The organism is Nitratireductor basaltis (assembly GCF_000733725.1).
Lineage (GTDB): Bacteria > Pseudomonadota > Alphaproteobacteria > Rhizobiales > Rhizobiaceae > Chelativorans > Chelativorans basaltis.
Window position 1 is genome coordinate 1693377 of record NZ_JMQM01000001.1, and the last position, 17778, is coordinate 1711154.

19 protein-coding genes are annotated in these 17778 nt (G+C 60.9%); all 19 read right to left on the reverse strand.

Annotated elements, in window-relative coordinates:
* Nucleotides 1-73: 73 nt before the first annotated feature.
* Complete coding sequence (locus tag EL18_RS08185; RefSeq protein WP_036481679.1) at nucleotides 74-1594, reverse strand: Do family serine endopeptidase; 1521 nt, start codon at nucleotides 1592-1594, stop codon at nucleotides 74-76.
* 155 nt (nucleotides 1595-1749) lie between these two features.
* A complete protein-coding gene (locus EL18_RS08190; protein WP_036481682.1) occupies nucleotides 1750-2985 on the reverse strand; it encodes a bifunctional alpha/beta hydrolase/OsmC family protein in 1236 nt (411 codons plus the stop codon).
* A gap of 75 nt (nucleotides 2986-3060) precedes the next feature.
* Nucleotides 3061-3531 carry a cytochrome c-type biogenesis protein gene (locus EL18_RS08195; RefSeq protein ID WP_036481685.1) on the reverse strand — a complete coding sequence of 157 codons (471 nt, stop codon included), beginning with the start codon at nucleotides 3529-3531 and terminating at the stop codon, nucleotides 3061-3063.
* A gap of 4 nt (nucleotides 3532-3535) precedes the next feature.
* Nucleotides 3536-5515 (reverse strand): heme lyase CcmF/NrfE family subunit, encoded by a 1980-nt coding sequence (locus EL18_RS08200; protein ID WP_036481687.1) that lies wholly within the window; start codon nucleotides 5513-5515, stop codon nucleotides 3536-3538.
* Nucleotides 5516-5520: 5 nt separating this feature from the next.
* Nucleotides 5521-5964, reverse strand: a complete 444-nt coding sequence (ccmE, locus tag EL18_RS08205) for a cytochrome c maturation protein CcmE (RefSeq protein WP_036481690.1) — start codon at nucleotides 5962-5964, stop codon at nucleotides 5521-5523.
* Between the two features lie 30 nt (nucleotides 5965-5994).
* A complete protein-coding gene (gene ccmI, locus EL18_RS08210) occupies nucleotides 5995-7095 on the reverse strand; it encodes a c-type cytochrome biogenesis protein CcmI (RefSeq protein ID WP_036481692.1) in 1101 nt (366 codons plus the stop codon).
* Between the two features lie 86 nt (nucleotides 7096-7181).
* Complete coding sequence (locus tag EL18_RS08215) at nucleotides 7182-7598, reverse strand: hypothetical protein (protein ID WP_036481694.1); 417 nt, start codon at nucleotides 7596-7598, stop codon at nucleotides 7182-7184.
* A gap of 105 nt (nucleotides 7599-7703) precedes the next feature.
* Nucleotides 7704-9101 carry an ATP-binding protein gene (locus EL18_RS08220; RefSeq protein WP_036481696.1) on the reverse strand — a complete coding sequence of 466 codons (1398 nt, stop codon included), beginning with the start codon at nucleotides 9099-9101 and terminating at the stop codon, nucleotides 7704-7706.
* The gene (locus EL18_RS08225) at nucleotides 9094-9759 is read right to left on the reverse strand and encodes a response regulator transcription factor (RefSeq protein ID WP_036481699.1); all 666 of its coding nucleotides are present in this window, start codon (nucleotides 9757-9759) and stop codon (nucleotides 9094-9096) included. The genes EL18_RS08220 and EL18_RS08225 overlap by 8 nt, the downstream gene beginning before the upstream one ends.
* Before the next feature lie 56 nt (nucleotides 9760-9815).
* Nucleotides 9816-10103, reverse strand: coding sequence for a hypothetical protein (locus EL18_RS08230; RefSeq protein WP_036481701.1), 288 nt, complete (start codon nucleotides 10101-10103; stop codon nucleotides 9816-9818).
* Nucleotides 10104-10192: 89 nt separating this feature from the next.
* Nucleotides 10193-10399, reverse strand: coding sequence for a hypothetical protein (locus tag EL18_RS08235; RefSeq protein WP_036481704.1), 207 nt, complete (start codon nucleotides 10397-10399; stop codon nucleotides 10193-10195).
* A gap of 18 nt (nucleotides 10400-10417) precedes the next feature.
* Complete coding sequence (locus tag EL18_RS08240) at nucleotides 10418-14299, reverse strand: baseplate multidomain protein megatron (RefSeq protein ID WP_036481707.1); 3882 nt, start codon at nucleotides 14297-14299, stop codon at nucleotides 10418-10420.
* Nucleotides 14300-14305: 6 nt separating this feature from the next.
* A complete protein-coding gene (locus EL18_RS08245; protein ID WP_036481710.1) occupies nucleotides 14306-14752 on the reverse strand; it encodes an NlpC/P60 family protein in 447 nt (148 codons plus the stop codon).
* Nucleotides 14749-15621, reverse strand: coding sequence for a DUF2163 domain-containing protein (locus EL18_RS08250; RefSeq protein ID WP_051913896.1), 873 nt, complete (start codon nucleotides 15619-15621; stop codon nucleotides 14749-14751). Before EL18_RS08250 ends, EL18_RS08245 begins: the two co-directional genes overlap by 4 nt.
* Nucleotides 15618-16262 carry a DUF2460 domain-containing protein gene (locus EL18_RS08255; RefSeq protein ID WP_036481713.1) on the reverse strand — a complete coding sequence of 215 codons (645 nt, stop codon included), beginning with the start codon at nucleotides 16260-16262 and terminating at the stop codon, nucleotides 15618-15620. The genes EL18_RS08250 and EL18_RS08255 overlap by 4 nt, the downstream gene beginning before the upstream one ends.
* 5 nt (nucleotides 16263-16267) lie before the next feature.
* On the reverse strand, nucleotides 16268-16807 hold the full coding sequence (locus EL18_RS08260) for a phage tail tape measure protein (RefSeq protein WP_036481716.1): 540 nt from the start codon (nucleotides 16805-16807) through the stop codon (nucleotides 16268-16270).
* The gene (locus EL18_RS08265; RefSeq protein ID WP_036481719.1) at nucleotides 16800-17030 is read right to left on the reverse strand and encodes a rcc01693 family protein; all 231 of its coding nucleotides are present in this window, start codon (nucleotides 17028-17030) and stop codon (nucleotides 16800-16802) included. The genes EL18_RS08260 and EL18_RS08265 overlap by 8 nt, the downstream gene beginning before the upstream one ends.
* Complete coding sequence (locus EL18_RS08270) at nucleotides 17030-17356, reverse strand: gene transfer agent family protein (RefSeq protein WP_036481722.1); 327 nt, start codon at nucleotides 17354-17356, stop codon at nucleotides 17030-17032. Before EL18_RS08270 ends, EL18_RS08265 begins: the two co-directional genes overlap by 1 nt.
* Nucleotides 17353-17769, reverse strand: coding sequence for a phage major tail protein, TP901-1 family (locus EL18_RS08275; protein WP_036481725.1), 417 nt, complete (start codon nucleotides 17767-17769; stop codon nucleotides 17353-17355). Before EL18_RS08275 ends, EL18_RS08270 begins: the two co-directional genes overlap by 4 nt.
* Nucleotides 17770-17778 lie beyond the last annotated feature (9 nt).

The window sequence follows — 17778 nt, forward strand, 5'->3', positions numbered from 1 at the left end:
AGGCTTGTGAGAAAAAGGCGCCGCAGCATGTTGCCACGGCGCCTGTTGTTCGTTCGGCAGGCCAGCCGCCGGTCTAGCCGATCGGCAGCGCGATAAAGCGGTTGGCGCCTTCACGTACGACCTGCAGCAATACTGCGCTGCGACCGTCGTCGGAAGCGGCATCCACGGCATCACGCAGAGCCTTGACCGACTTCACTTCCTTCGAATTTACCGAGCGGATCACGTCACCTGGCAGAATGCCGTTGTCTTCGGCCTCGCTACCTGCTTCCACATCAGTGACGAGCAAGCCGTCGCCATCTTCAGCAGGGGCCAGATAAAGGCCAAAACCCGCCTCGGCGACCTCTGCTTCCGGCCGGTCTTCCTCAGGCTCTGCAGCTGCGACTTCTTCCTGCTCGGTCATCTCACCCAGCTTGACATCGATCGTCTGTGCCTCGCCGTTGCGCCACAAGGTGACCTCGACTGTCGCATTGGGCTTCATGTCGCCGATGGTGCGGGCAAGATCCTTGGGCGAATCGATATTCTCGCCCTCGACCGCGATCACCACGTCACCAGCGCGGATCCCCGCCTTGTCTGCCGGTTCACCGGCAGTCGCATCATTGATCAGCGCGCCCTTGGCTTCGTCGAGGCCCAGCGATTCAGCGATTTCCTCGGTAACGGGCTGGATCTGCACGCCCAGCCAGCCGCGCTTGATGCTGCCATTCTCGATGAGCTGGCTGACGACGTTCTTTGCAAGTGATGCAGGAATTGCGAAAGCGATGCCCACATTACCGCCCGACGGTGAAAAGATAGCGGTATTCACACCAACGACCTCACCCGACAGGTTGAAGGCCGGGCCGCCGGAGTTGCCCTTGTTGACCGCAGCATCGATCTGGATGAAGTCGTCATAGACTCCCGCACCGATTTCGCGACCACGTGCGGAGACAATACCGGCCGTCACCGTACCGCCAAGACCGAAGGGGTTGCCGACAGCAACCACCCAGTCACCGACCCGCACCTTCGCATCATCGGCGAAGTCGACATAGGTGAATTCACGCTCTTCCTCGACCTTCAGGACAGCCAGATCGGTGCGCTCGTCGCTGCCGACGAGTTCGGCATCGATCTCAGTGCCGTCATCCATCACAACCGTATAGGCGCTGCCGCCACGGATCACGTGATGGTTGGTGACAAGATAGCCATCTTCCGAGATGAAGAAACCGGACCCCTGGGAGATCGGACGTTCTGCGCGGCGCTCATTGCGCGGACGGCGCTGGCGGAACTCTTCACGCGGGCTCTCGCCGAAACGGTCGAAGAAGCGGCGCAGCGGATGGTTCTCAGGCAGGTTCTCCATGCCGGGCATGCCGAATTGCTCGATACCGCCGGCGGTCTCACGAACCTCGCCCTTCACCCGCACCGACACAACGGCTGGCGAGACAACCTCGACGACGTCGCCGAAGCTTGGCGCCTGGATTGGCTGATCAAGCTTCACCGGATCCGCAAGGACGGGCACGGTACCGGTTGTAACGGCGCCAAAACCAAGCGAGCCTGCAACGGCCAGGGAGGCAACTGCAGCTGCGAGTTTGGTACGGGTTTTTCTGATATTGTTGTTTGCGCTCATGTCGCGTTCGGCTCCTCTTGCCTTTCGCTGAAATCACATCGTGGCGGCAGCAGGTAGCACCCGCAGCGCCTCACTTGCAGAAATACATAGGTAACGACACATTACGGCGCCATTTCCGAGGCATGAAACTTTCGTAATGTTTGCGCTCCCGCTGGTCATTCCTCATCTTCATCAACCAGTCGCGTCAGGACATGGGAGCTGTTTTCCAAGGTTCTGTGCACCGGGCATTTGTTTGCGATCTCGACGACTTTCGCACGCAAGGCTTCATCGAGTTCGCCCTCAACGCTGATCAGACGGTCAAACTGGTCGATCCGCCCGGACTTCCCATTGGATATGTCCGACCCGCTGTCCTTCCGGTGAACCTTGCGATGCGAGACATCCACGCTCACACGCCCCAGATCAATCTTCTTGTGCTGGGCGTAGATGCGCAGGGTCATGGAGGTGCAGGCACCGAGCGCCGCTGACAGGAAATCATAAGGGGAAGGTCCGGTGTCGTCGCCACCCATCTCCTCCGGTTCGTCTGCAAAAAGCCTGTGGCGCCCTGCCTGCACCGCGTTCTGGAATTGGCCCACGCCGGTTTCCGACACGCGAACATGCTCGATCGGCTCTTCTGCCTGCGAATGATCCGGTGCCAGATAGCGCGACGCCCAGCCGGCAATGACGCTTGCTGCAAACCGCGCATCCGCCTCATCGGTCAGAAGGTGGTCTGCCTTGTCGAGCGAAACGAAGCTTTTCGGATGACGCGCCGCCGTGAATATGGCCGTCGCGCTGTCGATGCCGACGATTTCGTCGCCGGGCGCATGCATGATCAAGAGCGGCTTGCGCAGATCCTTTATTGCGTCTGCCAGTTTGTGCTCGCGCACATCATCAAGAAACTGCCGCTCGATGGTGAAATGCCGGCCATGGAGATCAACCCGCGCCTTGCCGCTGCGCTCGATTTCACCAATATCCGCGTGGAAGTTTTCAAGAACATGGTCGGCGTCCGAAGGCGCGCCCAATGTCACCACCGCTTGCACCTCCTCCACCTTTCCAGCCGCAGCCAGGACTGCAGCCCCACCCAGTGAATGTCCGATCATCAGGGCCGGCGCTTCGAGATTGGAGCGCATGAAATCAACGGCGGAATAGATATCCTGGATATTGGTGGAGAAATTTGTGGAGGCGAACTCGCCCTCACTCGACCCCAGGCCCGTGAAGTCGAAACGCAGGACCGCGATGCCCGCGCGCGCGAGTTCAGAACCTATCCGGCGCAGGCCGACCAGATCCTTGGAGCAGGTAAAGCAGTGGACAAGCAGAGCGTATCCGCGCACCGGTCCGTTGGGCAGGTCGAGACGGGCGGCAAGCCGTGCACCGGAATGACCGTCGAATTCCAGCTTTTGCGTTTTCTCGACCATAATGTCTCCCTCACCTGAGAAGATAGGCAAGGTGCATCAAAAGCAAAGTTATACAACAGGGATCTACGGCTGCCTTCAGCTGTCCCGCCGCTCTGCGAGAATGCGTTCCAAGCGCTGCTCCTCCTCCTCGCTCAGACTGGCTGCCTTGCGCCTGCGGTGGCTTCCCACCGTTGTGAAGGCAAGCAAAAGACCGATGAGCAACAGGATTGCGGGCGCGCCCCACAGCAAGGCGTTGCCCCATGAAAAGCGCGGCTTGAGAAGAACGAACTCGCCGTAGCGATCCACGATATAGTCGATCACTTCTTCGTCAGTGTCTCCAGCAACGAGGCGTTCCCGCACGAGAACACGGAGATCGCGCGCCAGATCGGCATTGGAATCGTCTATGGACTGGTTCTGGCAAACCATGCAGCGCAGATTGAGCGAAAGATCGCGGGCGCGCTGTTCCAGAACCGGATCTTCGAGCACTTCATCGGGTTCGACGGCATTGGCCGGCGACAATGTCAGTATTGTGAGGAGCAGCGCTGCGGCAAGTTTCTTCCAGGGCATGCTGTCACTCCACGACCAGCCGCGCCTTGCGTCGCGGCATCGGCGCGCCGACGCGCAGACGCCGATCGAGAAGCGACAGTGTCCCTCCAATCATCATCACGAGCGCGCCCAACCAGATCAGCGTCACCCACGGCTTCCACCAGGCGCGCACCACCAGTCCGCCGTCCTCGGTGACCTCGCCGATGGATACATATAACTGGCTCAGGCCAAGCGTTCTGATTCCGGCTTCGGTGGTGGGCACACCGCGCACTGCGTAGAAGCGCTTGGCGGAAACGACCGTCCCGCGCGCCGTGCCATCGCTTGCGAACAGTCGAAAGCGCGCCTGATCTTCGGTAAAATTGGGACCGGTGAAGGGTTGGATGCCGTCAAGCCGCAGGCGGTAGTCCCCCACCTCGACCGTCTCCCCCGGTTTCAGAACCACGATGCGCTCGATCTCGAGCGTCGTCACGCTGACCAGCCCAAGCGCCATCACGCCCAGACCCGCATGGGCCAGAGCCGTGCCCTTGATTGAGCGCGGCAGTTTCCACAAGCGTTGCAGTGCCGTGCCAAAACCGGCTTTGGGCAAGCCTGCCTTCAGGGCAATGTCGGTGACCGCGCCGAAAATCAGCCAAAAGCCGAGCGCAATGCCAAGCGCTGCGGCTAGGGTGGCGCGGTCCATGAACAGCAGGACCGCCGCACCACATCCAAGCGCTATGGTAAAAGCCGCGAAAAGATGCTGGCTCACCGCCCAGATGTCCCCCCGTTTCCAGGCCAGCAGCGGACCGAACGGTACAAGCATCATGAGTGGGAAGATCAGGGGCAGGAATGTCAGATTGAAGAAGGGTGGGCCAACCGAGACCTTCTCCCCCGTCACGGCTTCCAGCGCGAGCGGGTAGAGCGTGCCGATCAAAACCGTGGCTGCGGCCGTCGTCAAAAGCAGATTGTTCACGACAAGCGCGCCTTCACGGGATATCGGCTGAAACAGCCCGCCCGGTGCCAGCGTGCCTGCGCGCAGTGCAAAGAGTGCCAATGCGCCGCCAATGAACAGGATCAGCAGCATCAGGATGAATACGCCGCGTGCCGGATCGGTGGCGAAGGCATGAACCGATGTGAGAACGCCTGAACGCACCAGGAAGGTGCCGAGCAGCGACAGGGAAAATGTGAGGATCGACAGGAGAACGGTCCAGATCTTCAACGCGGAACGCTTCTCCATGACGATGGCAGAATGCAAGAGTGCGGTGCCCGACAGCCAAGGCAGGAAAGAGGCGTTCTCCACCGGATCCCAGAACCAGAACCCGCCCCAGCCCAATTCATAATAGGCCCAGTAAGACCCCATCGCGATACCGCCGGTGAGGAAAATCCAGGCGACCAGCGTCCAGGGCCGCACCCATCGCGCCCATGCCGCATCAATGCGACCATCGATGAGGGCAGCAACCGCGAAGGAGAAGGAGATGGAGAATCCGACATAGCCGAGGTAGAGAAGCGGCGGATGGATAGCCAGACCGACATCCTGCAGTATCGGGTTGAGATCCTGTCCCTCGATCGGCGCAGGTACGAGCCGGGCAAAGGGGTTGGAGGTCGCGAGGATGAAAAGCAGAAATGCAGCAGCGACCAGGCCCTGAACCGACAGCACATTTGCGCGAAGGCTTGCCGGCAGGTTACGGCCGAAGAGTGCCACCAGCGAACCGAACAGAACGAGTATCAGGACCCAGAGCAGCATGGAGCCCTCATGGTTTCCCCAGGTGCCGCTGATCTTGTAGATCAGCGGCTTTGCCGAATGAGAATTTTCCCAGACATTCGCAACGGAAAAATCCGACTGAACATAGGCGCTCACAAGCACTGCGAATGATATCGCCACAAGCGCACATGAGGTCAGGGCCACCGGTCCGCCGACGGCCATCAGCTTGTCATGGTTCAGCTTGGCGCCCACGAGCGGCACAACCGCTTGAACAAGCGCAAGGGCAAAAGCCAGGACAAGGGCGAAATGACCGAGTTCGACGCTCATGGGGATCAGTTGCCCTCTTCTTCCTGCCAGACGCCCTGTTCTTTCAGCCTATCAGCCACCTCACGGGGCATATAGGTCTCGTCATGCTTGGCAAGCACCGTGTCGGCCACGAATACGCCGTCGGCCCGAAAGCGTCCTTCCGTCACCACGCCCTGATTTTCGCGAAACAGGTCGGGCAGAATGCCGGTATAGACGACATTGATGGCATTCTCGCTATCGCTGACCGCGAAACGCGTTTCAGCGCCTTCGTTGCGCACCACTGATCCATCCTGAACCAGACCGCCCAGTCGAATGCGCTCGTCGTCGCCAAGCTTCTTCGCCAGCAGGTCTGCGGGCATGTAGAAGTAGGATGTCTGCTGGCCGAGCGCATAGAAGGTCAAACCGGCAGCAAGCGCCAGGAAGGCCATGCCGGCACCAATTACAGACAGACGTTTCTGCTTGCGTGTCACCTTTGCCTTCCTTTCAAGCAGTTCGCGCTTTCACTCTTCACCGAAGATCGGCAGCGTTTCGGCATAGTCGCGAATGCTTTGTGCATCTTTGCTATCCGGCCCTAATGCGGCGATTGCGCGATCAAGTGCATCCTGCGCAGCCTCCTTGCGGCCCAGCACCGAAAGCGAACGCAACAGACGCTGCCATCCTTCGGGATCTTCGGGGTTCTCGCGCAGTCTCTGGTCGAGTCCTGAAACCATCGATTCGATCATTGCCTGCTGCTCGGCATTGGCTCTGAGCGGACCTGCTTCAGGCTGCGCGCCACCGGGTGTAAGTCCAGCCATTGCACTGCGCGCTGCTGCAAGCCAGGGCGAATCTGCGGGAAGGTCCTCCGACAGCGCCTGAAGTCTCTGGCCTGCCTCTTCTTCTCGCCCTTCCTGGGCCAGCGCCAGAGCCAGATAAAAGCGCGCGCGCGGGTTTTCCGGATCAAGCTCCAGCGCCGCGCTGAAAGCCTTTTCGGCCTCTGCCTGAACCACTCCTTGTGCCCCTCCGACCAGCGCTTCGCCCAGAAGCGCATATATCGTTGCGTCCTCGCCTTCCAGGGCGAGAATTCGCCGATAGGCATTGGCGGCATCACCGAAGCGCCCAAGCCTTGCGTAGATAGGCGCAAGCGCCTGCCAGCCGCGCACATCGTCGGGCCGCTGGGCAAGCTGCGCCTCGGCGCGCGCGACAAGCTCCTGAATGCTTGCCTGTGAGGGATCTGCATCCTGACGTGCCGATAGGGGCTGCGCGGGCACTTCAGGCGAGCCGAGGACGCCATAAATTCCCCAGCTTGCGACAGGAACGAACAGCACGGCAGCAATCGCCACGGCTCGCGCAATCCTGTCCTTGCCAAGACGTGTGCCGGCGGAAGTTCCTTCGTCATCCACCTGCAGAATGCGACGTCCCAGTTCCGCACGCGCCTCCATAGCCTCGTCACGGGAGATCAAACCGCTTTGCACATCGCGTTCGAGTTCTTCCAGCTGATCGCGATACACTTCGAGCGCGTGTTCGCCGTGGCGGGTCTCGTGCGTCTGCGCACGCAGAAACGGGCGCATGACGGCAAGAGCAGCCAGAAGCGTGATCAGCGCTGTAATGGTCCAGAACATCATCGCATTCGCTTAATGCGAAACGGGCCTATTTACCAGCATAACCGCCTGCGTCGGAATGACCTGCCGCGAAAGCGCGTGCCCGGCATCTAGATGAGCAAGGTCCAGCTTCCGTCGGGATTGCGGCAGGCCGTACCGCGAACGGAGCGCGCGCGTCCGCCCTCTTCAACCAGATGTGAATAGGGACGACAATCCTGTGAGCCGACCCTGTAGGGCTGGGCAGCCGTCACGGTGCCGCTGCGGCCGGACCGCTCGTCGCGCCAGGCGACGGGCTCGCCGGCAGGCGCGGTCTCAAGCGCCTTGTACTCGGCTTCCAGTGCCGCCAACTCTTCGCGACGGCTCAATTCGACGCCAAGAGAGTTGATGAGAAGAGCGCCACCGACGATGCCTTTTGCCGGTTTCTGCTGTTGCGTCGCAACGAGCGGCAGTGCTCCACCTGACGGCAATGCGGAGACACAGCCAGACAGGGGCAGAATGGCAATAACGGCGAAAAGCCCAGTCCTCATCACGCGCCGAATTCCTATTCAAACGTCAGCCCAGCACAACATCACTCTACAGGGCCGTCTATAAATCATCTTTGGCTGAAATTTGTCTAATACAATCAGAAGATTTCATGCAACCGGAAGTGTAACCACCGCGCGCAGACCACCTAATCGGGAGCGCTCAAGAGCGATGGTACCTTTGTACTCCTCCACCAGATCAGCGACGATGGCAAGGCCCAGACCGGTTCCCGGCTTGCTTTCGTCCAGCCGTCTTCCGCGCTTGAGCGCCTGGCGGGCCTGCTCCTCGGGAATCCCGGGTCCATCATCCTCGATGCAGAGAAGAAACGTGCTCCCAGCCTCGACGACCTCTACGCGAATGTGTCCGCTGGACCATTTGACAGCATTCTCGAGCAGATTGCCGCAGATTTCTTCGAAATCCTCCCGTTCGCCCGCAAAGATCACCGCTCCTTCCGGCATTCGCTGATCGACATGGGTTTCAGGACTGATCTTCCTGAAAGCGCGCAGGAGACGGTTGAGCGTTTCATTGACCTGGGTGCGCTGTGCGAGGGTGCCTTGTTGTGCAGCTGCACGGGCACGCTTGAGATAGTGGTCGATCTGGTTTTGCATCGCGCTTGCCTGACCTTCGATCAGGCGACCACGGTCACCACCAAGTTGACGCGCCTCGTTGGTCACCACTGCGAGGGGTGTCTTGAGAGAGTGCGCGAGGTTGCCCACCTGAGTGCGTGAGCGTTCAATTATCCTGCGATTGCTTTCAATGAGCGCATTCGTTTCATGTGCAAGAGGCTCGATTTCCGCCGGGAAAGGCCCGGATAGCTTTTCAGCCTGCCCCTCGCGGATCTTCGCCAATGCGCCGCGAATATTGCCCAAAGGGCCGAGCGCCAACAAGATCGCCAGCACATTGATGCCGACCATTCCGAGGCCGAACAATCCGAGATAACTCATCAGCCGACGCGAGAACCGGCTAATCTCGCTTTCCAGCTCGCTGACATTGCCCATCACACGGAAACGGGCGATGCGGTCCCCCTCACCCAGCACGATTTCGGCTTCCAGGACCTGGATCTCGTGATCTGCAGGCCCGGTCGTCAGATAGGCGCGCTGATAGGTATCGTCGAAAGGCACTTCATCTGAGGAAGGAACGGGAACAGGACCGGTAAGAGATGCAGAGCGCAACGGCCTTGAAAGTGTGTCGCTGACAGGTTCCACGGACCAGTACCAGCCGGAATTCGGTCGCGAGAAACGCAGATCGCCAAGATTTGGCACGCCGACCAACTCACCCCGGTCCGAGGCGCTCACCGAAGCGATGAGATTGAACAGATGCGCCGACAAGACGGTGTCGAAGCCGCGCTGGCTTACCTGGCGGAAAAGCGTTGAAATGACCGTTGCGATGACCAGAAGCGCGATAATCGCCCAGATTGACGAGAAGGCGATCACACGGAAAGAGAGCGACCGTCGTGCCTTTGTGCACCAGTCGCAGAAGCGACGCCAGCGCGTGCGCGTCTCAGGCATCGGGCTCGCGCATACGATAGCCCATGCCGCGCACGGTCTCGATCACGTCCACACCCAGCTTCTTGCGCAGACGCCCGACAAAGACTTCGATCGTATTGGAATCGCGGTCGAAATCCTGATCATAAAGATGCTCGACCAGTTCCGTTCTGGACACCACCGATCCCTTGTGATGCAGAAGATAGGCGAGCATCCGATATTCGTGCGACGTCAGTTTCAGCGGAACTCCGTTGACGTCTGCCTTGGAGGCCTTGGTGTCCACGCGCAAGGGACCGCAGAAGAGCTCGGACGAGGCATGTCCGGCAGCGCGCCGGATCAATGCGCGCAAGCGCGCCAGAACTTCTTCCATATGAAACGGCTTGGTGACGTAGTCGTCGGCGCCGGCATCTATGCCTGATACCTTGTCGCTCCAGCGGTCCCGCGCGGTAAGAATGAGGACCGGCATCTTCCGGTCGTCCCGGCGCCAGCGCTCCAGAATGGAGATGCCATCCATCTGCGGCAGGCCAACGTCAAGCACAACGGCATCATAGGGTTCGGTATCGCCGAGGAAATGCCCCTCTTCGCCATCATGGGCAGCGTCCACCACATAGCCCGCATCCGACAGCGCGTCGCAAAGCTGCCGGTTCAGGTCCTTGTCGTCTTCAACAACCAGTATGCGCATACACTCACAGCCTTGTTGAAAGTCGGTTCAGGTAGAGCGATGGTGCGGCTTCGCCATCAGGCGTTGACGTCGAATTCCATCCGTCGCGGACGGCCACCGTCTTGCCCGGGAACCACTATCACGATTCGGCACACTGTCCGGCCACCACGCGTTTCGGGCGTTGCCTTGGCCAGTGTGCCGCCATTCTCACCGGCAATTCTCTGGCCAATGGCATAGCAGTCATTCTGCGCAATCAGAAGGGGAGCCTCACCCGCCAGGGGATTGGCCTGGGATGGTGCAGCCTCCAGCCCAGACACAGCGGCTGTCAGCGCGAAGGCGAATATGGTGAGGCTGTTGCGTTTCATAACCTTTTACTAGCCCAGTTTCGCTGAACGGGAAATGAACAATCAGGCCGCGCCTGCCCCGCTTTGAGTGCAGCAGGCGCGGTATTGCTCTAGATCAGTCGCGCGGTGGCCCGTACCCGGCCAAGCAGGGCTGCAATGCCTGACAGTGCGGTCACGATCTGCAGCAGATATTCCGTGGTGGCGATCTTGTCGACCTGCTCCACCGGCAGCCCGGCCAATCCTCCAGCACCGGCGACGATTGTCACGATCGAGGCCCAGATCGTGCGCGAGAGATACCAGGGTTTATGCTCATTCATGCGTGTCTCCTTCTTGGATCACGGGAGGGGGAAACGTGCCTTCGCGACAAGGCCCGGACCGATGGATCCCACTTGACACACGGCCAGATCGAACTCGGTTTCTCCAGCCGCGAAGTCTTGTGCAATCAGGCTCTCATCGTAGTGAAAGTTTGGCTCGTTCCGGCTGACGCTGCGTTTGATCGCGCCATCGGTTGCAGCAATCTCTACCCGGTAGAGCTCCTGGGTTTCGCCAAGCGGAACATCCTCGGCGAGCCAGCTGTCGGCGTCGATGCGTCCGCGTCGCACCCAACTCACCTTCAACCCCTGGGCCGCGCGCCTTGAACGAAGATGCACCGGTGCCAATGGCAAATGCGCCCTCATCCCGCCGATCAGTGATCGCGTTACGAAATGCGTGGATGAAAGATCCTGACCCGCAGGGCCGACCTTCCAGTTCAGCTGCAACCCCACCTCGTCATGGGAGAGACCGGCCGGCACCACTGCATCGTCCAGCAAAGCAAAGTCCGCGCCAGTGGGCGCGCCGGCTTTCATGGCGTCTGTCGTTCCGCCCTGTCCGCGCAACAAGCTTTGCAGAACCCAGACATTCGGCTCCACTTCTTCGGCGTTGGCGAACTGTAAAACCTCCCAGGCACCATTGCCTGAACGTACAGCGGCGGCATTGGCGCCATTAAGGAGGCGTGCCTTGGAAACGCTCGCCAGTTCCCCGTCCAGAAGCAGCAGAACGAGCCGACTTGCCGCATCAAATCGACCTTCTACCCGACCGGCCGACAATGGCTGCAGCAATGTCCCCGTTGTCGCACGCTTCTCGACAACCCGCCGCAGCTCAAATCCGCTGTCTTCGGGTGAGGCAAGCAGCACCTGACTGCGCCAGGGCCGCGCACGAACGGCCACCTGGAATCTCTCGGAAGCCTCTGCCGCGCGCCCCAGCATCGGCAGATCGATGAACAGGATATGGGGAGGACCTGCAACGAGGCCTTCGGGCGTGCTTCGCTCAGGCAGTTGGACAACAGGTGCTGCCCGCGCAACACGTGACATTCGTCGCGCCTGCAGTTGACGCACGATCCCCTCGTCCACTTCGCTTACGAGGTATTCCGCTCCCATTTCATCGATACTGACAATGTCGCCGACATCGAAACTGCGATCGCTTGCGGGAACTGCGAGACGTACCGTCTCACGCCCCTGCCAGACCCTCTTTATCCAATCGCGGGTCAGAACCTGCGCCTCGCCCGCATCCAGGACACCGGGAAAGGAGAGATAGCGCGTACCGTTGCCTTTCACACCGACATGATTAGCAGTCGCTGCGGCGGATTGATGCTCATTCAGGGCGTCGCGATAATTCAGTTCGGCACGCTCCGGCAGCGCATGCTCCGGTTCGCGACGGCGTTCAATGATACCCTCGTCGCTCAGCACCAGTGCCTTGATCTTCCTGGCTGCCTGCGCGCTTTGGCTGGTCTGCGTGAATATCAGACGACCCTCGCGTTCAAACACGTCGATGCCGTGCAGCGCCACCAAAGGCTCCAACGCCTCGCGAGCGGTCGTCGGATTGGCTATTACATAGCCACTGACCTGTCCGCTCAGCCTGGCAGTATCCGCGCCTGAAAACGCATAGTCGGCCAGCACTCCGTCCACGACCGCCTGCAGGGTGGAGCCAGCCTGACGGCCGGTCAGCCAGTGGCCGGTGGCCCAGTTGTCACCATCCCCCCACACGTCCCGATAGAGCGGGAATGCGGGATAGGGCCGGGCATCCCAGGCCCATATGCTGATCGATGCCGGATCGACCATTTCGCCACCATAGACGGGCGAAACCGGATTGGCATCAGCGCCTCCATTCAGCCAATGCTCGAAATGAGCCCGCAGGAAACTGGCCTGCGCCAAATCGTTGCGCCCACCACTGGAGAAATGGGGCAAGCCGTTTTCCGCCGATTTCGGGTCGGGGAACATGTTGGGCTGGTTTGGCCCCTTGTCCACGGCCGCACAACCAAGTTCGGTAAAATGAAACGGCTTTGACCGCGGCACCCAAGCCGTCGGTTCTGATCTTTCAATTCCGCCGATGCGCTCATAATGCGGGTTGGACCACCAGCCTTTCAGATCCTTGTAGCGCCAGACCCAGTGTTTGCCGTAGGCCCCATCGGAAATCGGGCTGCGTTCGCGGCGTTCCCGCTCCGCCGTACCCCGGTAATACCAGTCAAATCCCTCGCCCGATGTGATGGCGCGCTGCATGGCGGCGACGTCATAAGCATGCACGAAGCCATCCGGATTGCCTTCCGCCACGTCCGTGTCGCGCCAGTCGGCCAAAGGCATGTAGTTGTCGATACCGACGGCATTGATCGTCGGATGCGCCCAAAGTGGATCAAGGTGAAAGTAAAGATCTCCCGAACCATCGGATGGCTGATAGCCGAAATACTCGCTCCAATCCGCGCCATAGGTCAATGTGACCGCATTGCCGAGAATGGCACGGACATCCTCGACCAGTTCCACGAGCGCTTCCACGAAGGGGAATTTTCGCGCGCCATCGCGGATGGTCGTCAATCCGCGCAATTCCGACCCGATCAGGAACCCGTCCACGCCGCCTGCAACCTTCGCCAGATGCGCATAGTGCAGCAGGAAGCGTCGATAACCCCAGTCATTGGCATCGCCACCGAAGGCGACTATATCGCCTGCGGCTGTGAAGTCGTATCGCCCCGCATCACCACAGAAATTCGACACCTGCGCGCGCGCAACATCTGACCTGTCCGCGCTTGCGGTTTGCCCGGCTGCTGGGTGGCAAGTGATGCGTCCGCGCCAGGGGAATGACGGCTGATGACCGGCCGAATAGGGATCAGGCAAGGCATTGCCCGGCGGCACATCCATCATCACGAACGGATAGAGCGCCACCTTCAGGCCTCGCCCCCGTATGGCGCGGATCGCCGCGATCACGCTCTTATCCGTGGGCGTGCCGCCAAAGGCAGCCTTGCCACCCACCCGCGATACCGCCTGCGCCTCCTCGCGGATCACATTGGAGACGCGCCAGGCCATGGAATGCGTCTCGGTCCCGGCTGTGACCACCTTCGGGCGGATGGTGCAATGTCCTGCACGCAAGTCGTCGCCAAACCAGCTGACCACCACCGATACGGTTTCGATATTGGGAAAAAGCGCCTGCAATTCGTCGAGCGAAGCTTCCAGATCGCTCGGTGCCGTCGTCACGTGCCGGTTGACTGCCTGCACCTCACCGGGCGCGACCTGGCGCGTCACCGGCTCGGGTGAAAGTCCGTATTCCGTCGATCCCGGGATGAGCGCCACGGACCTGATCTGCCTGTTCAGCGGACTTGCCGGTCGCATCACCTCGAAATGCATCTGGGGAATGCGATTGCCATATTCGTCGATGGGCAGGCGCTCGAAAACCACGTAGGCGGTGCCGCGATAGGCGGGTGCGTTCCCGCTGCCCTGCTTTGCCTCAATCAGCGGGTCGGGCTGCTGGCTCGGGGTTCCGCGATAGACGCGCATCTCCACCTTGTCGCGATCGAGTTCGCGACCATCGGCCCAGATGCGCCTGATGCCTGCGATTTCTCCCTCGCAAAGGGCAAAGGCGACATTGGCGAAATAGGAATATGTTGTCGTCTTCGGTCCGCCACCTTTCGAACCCTGGCGTGTGGTGGTTGCCGTCTCCTCGAAGCGCGTGGCCCATATCAAGGTGCCGCCAATCCTGGCCGTGCCGTAGACGCGCGGCAGCGGCGCTCCCTCTTCTGCACTGAAGGGTCGCGCGGCGCCCAGCTTCGGACCTTCATAATGCTTTGTGCTCTCGATGAGCGAGCGGTCGATCGCATAACCGGCAAGCGCACCGGCTGCCGATCCGATCGCGGCACCGGCAGAACCGAAAATGCCCCCGAGAAACGCCCCGGCGGCCTGCAAGACTATCACTGCCATTTCAGATTATCCGCCTGTTGGGAAATCGAAGACCCCGGCAATCCGCCGGCGCCATTGCGGCACGAGGCTGGAGATCACGACACCGGCGCGTTCATAGGCATGAATGAAGCTTCCATCGCCGACCATGATCCCGGCATGTTTGGCCGGCAGATGCGCCCGCCAGCGGAACAGGATGAGTTGCCCTGCGGTCGGGTTATCCTCGACAGGGCAAAAATGCCTGTGCGCTGCTTCCAGAAGCCGCTCGCCTTCGGCAGCGTCCGCCCAATCCATCGCATAGGCGCCTGCACTTTCCGGCTCCGCGCCTACCACCTCGCGCCACACACCGCGAACCAGCCCGAGGCAGTCGCAGCCCACGCCTTTCCGGCTGGCCTGATGGCGATAGGGTGTTTCGAGCCACGACATCGCTGCCCGGCAGACAGCCCGTCGTTTTTCCTCGCTGCAGAGTGTGTTCATGGCACCAATGGCCTGCCGTCGTGCTCCTGACTTTCGGTGGCATAGCCATATGCGGCATCATTCCCCGGCAGATGCGGAAAACCCTGGAAGTTCTTGACGTTGGAGAACTTGTCGCGGCAGGTCGAAAAGCTCTTGTCGCACCCCGCCACGACCGTGAAGGTATCACCACCCGCCACAGGCGCTGCGGTCTCCCGCCAGAGCTTCAACTCGGATCGGCTGCCGTTTCTGCGGTGCAGTTCCACACGTTCGCGCCGTCCGGCAGCCGCACCACTTGTCCAGGTCACGATCCCGCCGGTGAACCATCCATCCGCGTGGCTGCCGAGTGAAGAGACAATTGCCGTATCGCCCTTCATCTCCACAAGCGTGCCACTCGCCTTGTGGCTCGCACCGAGTGCGAAGCGGCAGCGGGCGTCACCCAGTTCCGCGTCGCATGACCGGCGCACGGTACGTCCGGCAGTCTCATCAAGCTTGGCCTGAAGCCCTTCCAGTTCGGCAGTAAATTGACCGTCCTTGCGCGTGATCCGCCCGATTACGGCCTTTCTCAGAAGCCGATGTTCATCGGCTGCCTGCCAATTCACAAGATAGGTTTCTACATCAGCGCCATCATAGCGCCCGGCAACAATATCGGCTTCCGTGATATCTACCGCACTCAGTGCTCCCGTCACATCAACGACATCGCTGGTCAGGCCGAGGCTTGAGCGCGCTTCACTTGCACTCAGCCCGCTTTCGGGTGCAAATGTGGTGCCATTGAACTCCAGCGTGCGGTCGTGATCCGTAAATCCCAGCACTGTGCCATCGCGCAGGTTCAGCCGCCAGCAATGGCACAATGTCGTCACATCTGCCGCCAGATGCGCCTCAAACCCACTCATGAGCGCACCTCCACCATCGGAATTGATGGGATCTGCCCTGCCCTGAAGCTTGTGATGCTGGCATTCAACTGGTCCGTGTCGAAACGCACCGGCACGTCGAAGACGTAGCCTGCCGTAACCACCGCACCATTGGCGGGAACGGCGTGGCTGGCGAAAACCACCTCGCCCGTCGCTGGATCAACCGAAAAGCCCGCAGAAGGCTGGATCTCGCTTCCGTCTACCGCCACCCGCACGCTGCTCGCCAACGGGTGGGTAATCTCCCGCATGTAGGCGTCCGCACCTTCGCCATAAGTCTTGCGAAGCCGAAACCGTCTCTTGCTGCCGTCACCCGTTCCGATCACTTGGTCGGAGGATGCCGGCGTTGCCCCCCGTGAGCAGGACTTCATGTCGAATGGATCGCGAAAGCGAAACGCATGGAGCGAGCCGCGCCTGGCCTCGAAAAACGCCATCACCTCATAAAGATCATCCAACGAACGAATTCCCGCGCCAGCATCATAGCGCCTGCGCGAATAGGCCATCCGGGCGTTGCGTTTCTCGGCACCGGAACTCAACTGGATGATCTCGTTGCGCCGCTCCGGACCACCGCTTGCGCCAAAGGCAATCGAAAGCGGAAAGCTTACATCGTGAAAGGCCTGCATCATCCACCTCAGCCAAAGCGCGCGCCGCGGGCAACCGCCCGTGCGAGCATGGTCGAAATCTGTCCCTCGGACTTTGCAAAGGACTGCGCGTCTGGCGTCGTGACATTGAAGGTGATCTTGATGCCGCCACCCCCGCCGCCCTGCGCGACACCGAGCCGACCATCCGGCCCCCGCGCCAGCGGAAGCACGGCTTCCGCACCAGCCTCGCCCATCACACCCATCCCGCCGCCATGCGGGAAGAAGGTCGGCGCATTCACGACACCACCTTTCGCAAAGGGGATGATGCTGCCCAACGCGCCGGTCATCTGCCCTGCAAATGCGGAGACGAGCCCCTGCAGTGGCTGAAGGCCTGCATTCAGCGCGCGCCCGGCAAGATTCATGCCCACGCGCCGCAACACATCATCCAGATTGCGCCCGCTCACCGCCGCACCTTTCAGCGCTCCGGTCAGTTCTGCCCCGAAGCTGGCCGAAAGGTTCCTCAGATTCTCGAGCGCATCCTCGAATGGCTTCGTCTCCGCAATGATCGGCACCCGCACGGCTTCAGCCATCGCGCTTCTCCTTGTCCATTTGATCGGGAAACTGCCGCATCAGCTCATGCAGCCTGGCGCGGTCCGGCCGCTCGGTCGGGCCTGCGAACGGTGCCAATATCACCGCCAGTTCAGGCAGGCTCAGCGCCCAGAATGTATCCGGTGGAAGGCGCAAAACGCCCATCCCGAAACGCATCAGCGCGCGCCAAGGCAACAGGCCTTTGTCCCGCTTGCCCTCCTCCATCAAGCAGCATCCGCTCCGGTGCCGAAGGTGGCGGCGAGCAGGTCCGCAGCGAGCTTCACCATGCCGCCCACACCACCCTCGCACTGCATCTTCCGCACCTCGTCCATCGAGACGTCATTGCCCGCACCGCGCAGTCCGGCGGCTATGACGGCGGTCAGTTCGTCCGTCTTCATGTGACCGGCGGAGAATTTCGCGACGAGCTGCCCCAGATCATCTGCCCCAAGCGCCTCTTCCAGTTCCGCCAGCGCGCCCAGCGTCAGGCACAGCCGCATCTCACGGCCATTCAGTGTTGCGGCCACCTCACCACGCTGTCGGTTGACCATCATGGGACGCTCGTGAAGCTGACCGGGCCTGCAGACTCGAGCGCCATCTCGAAGCTCACCTCGCCGTCGTGGTTTCCTGCATATTCCAAAGCCGTCACCTGGAAAGGCCCCGACACCGTGCCAAAGCCGGGTATCCCGAACTGCCACTGTGCGATTTCGCCCGCAAAGAAGCGGGCGCGCACGGCTGCGTCCGATGCGGCATCCTTGAAGATGCCCGATCCGTTGATCGAAGCCCGCTGCACACCGCTTCCCGCCAGAAGCTCGCGCCAGCGCCCGACCGAATCCGCATCCGTCACATCCACCGTTTCCGCGTTGAACGCGATGCGGCGCGCGCGCATGCCTGCCACGCTCGTGAAATTGCCAAGCCCGTCCTCGTCGAGCTTCAGGATCAGGTCCTTGCCCTTCACCGCGACCATTGGGTCTCT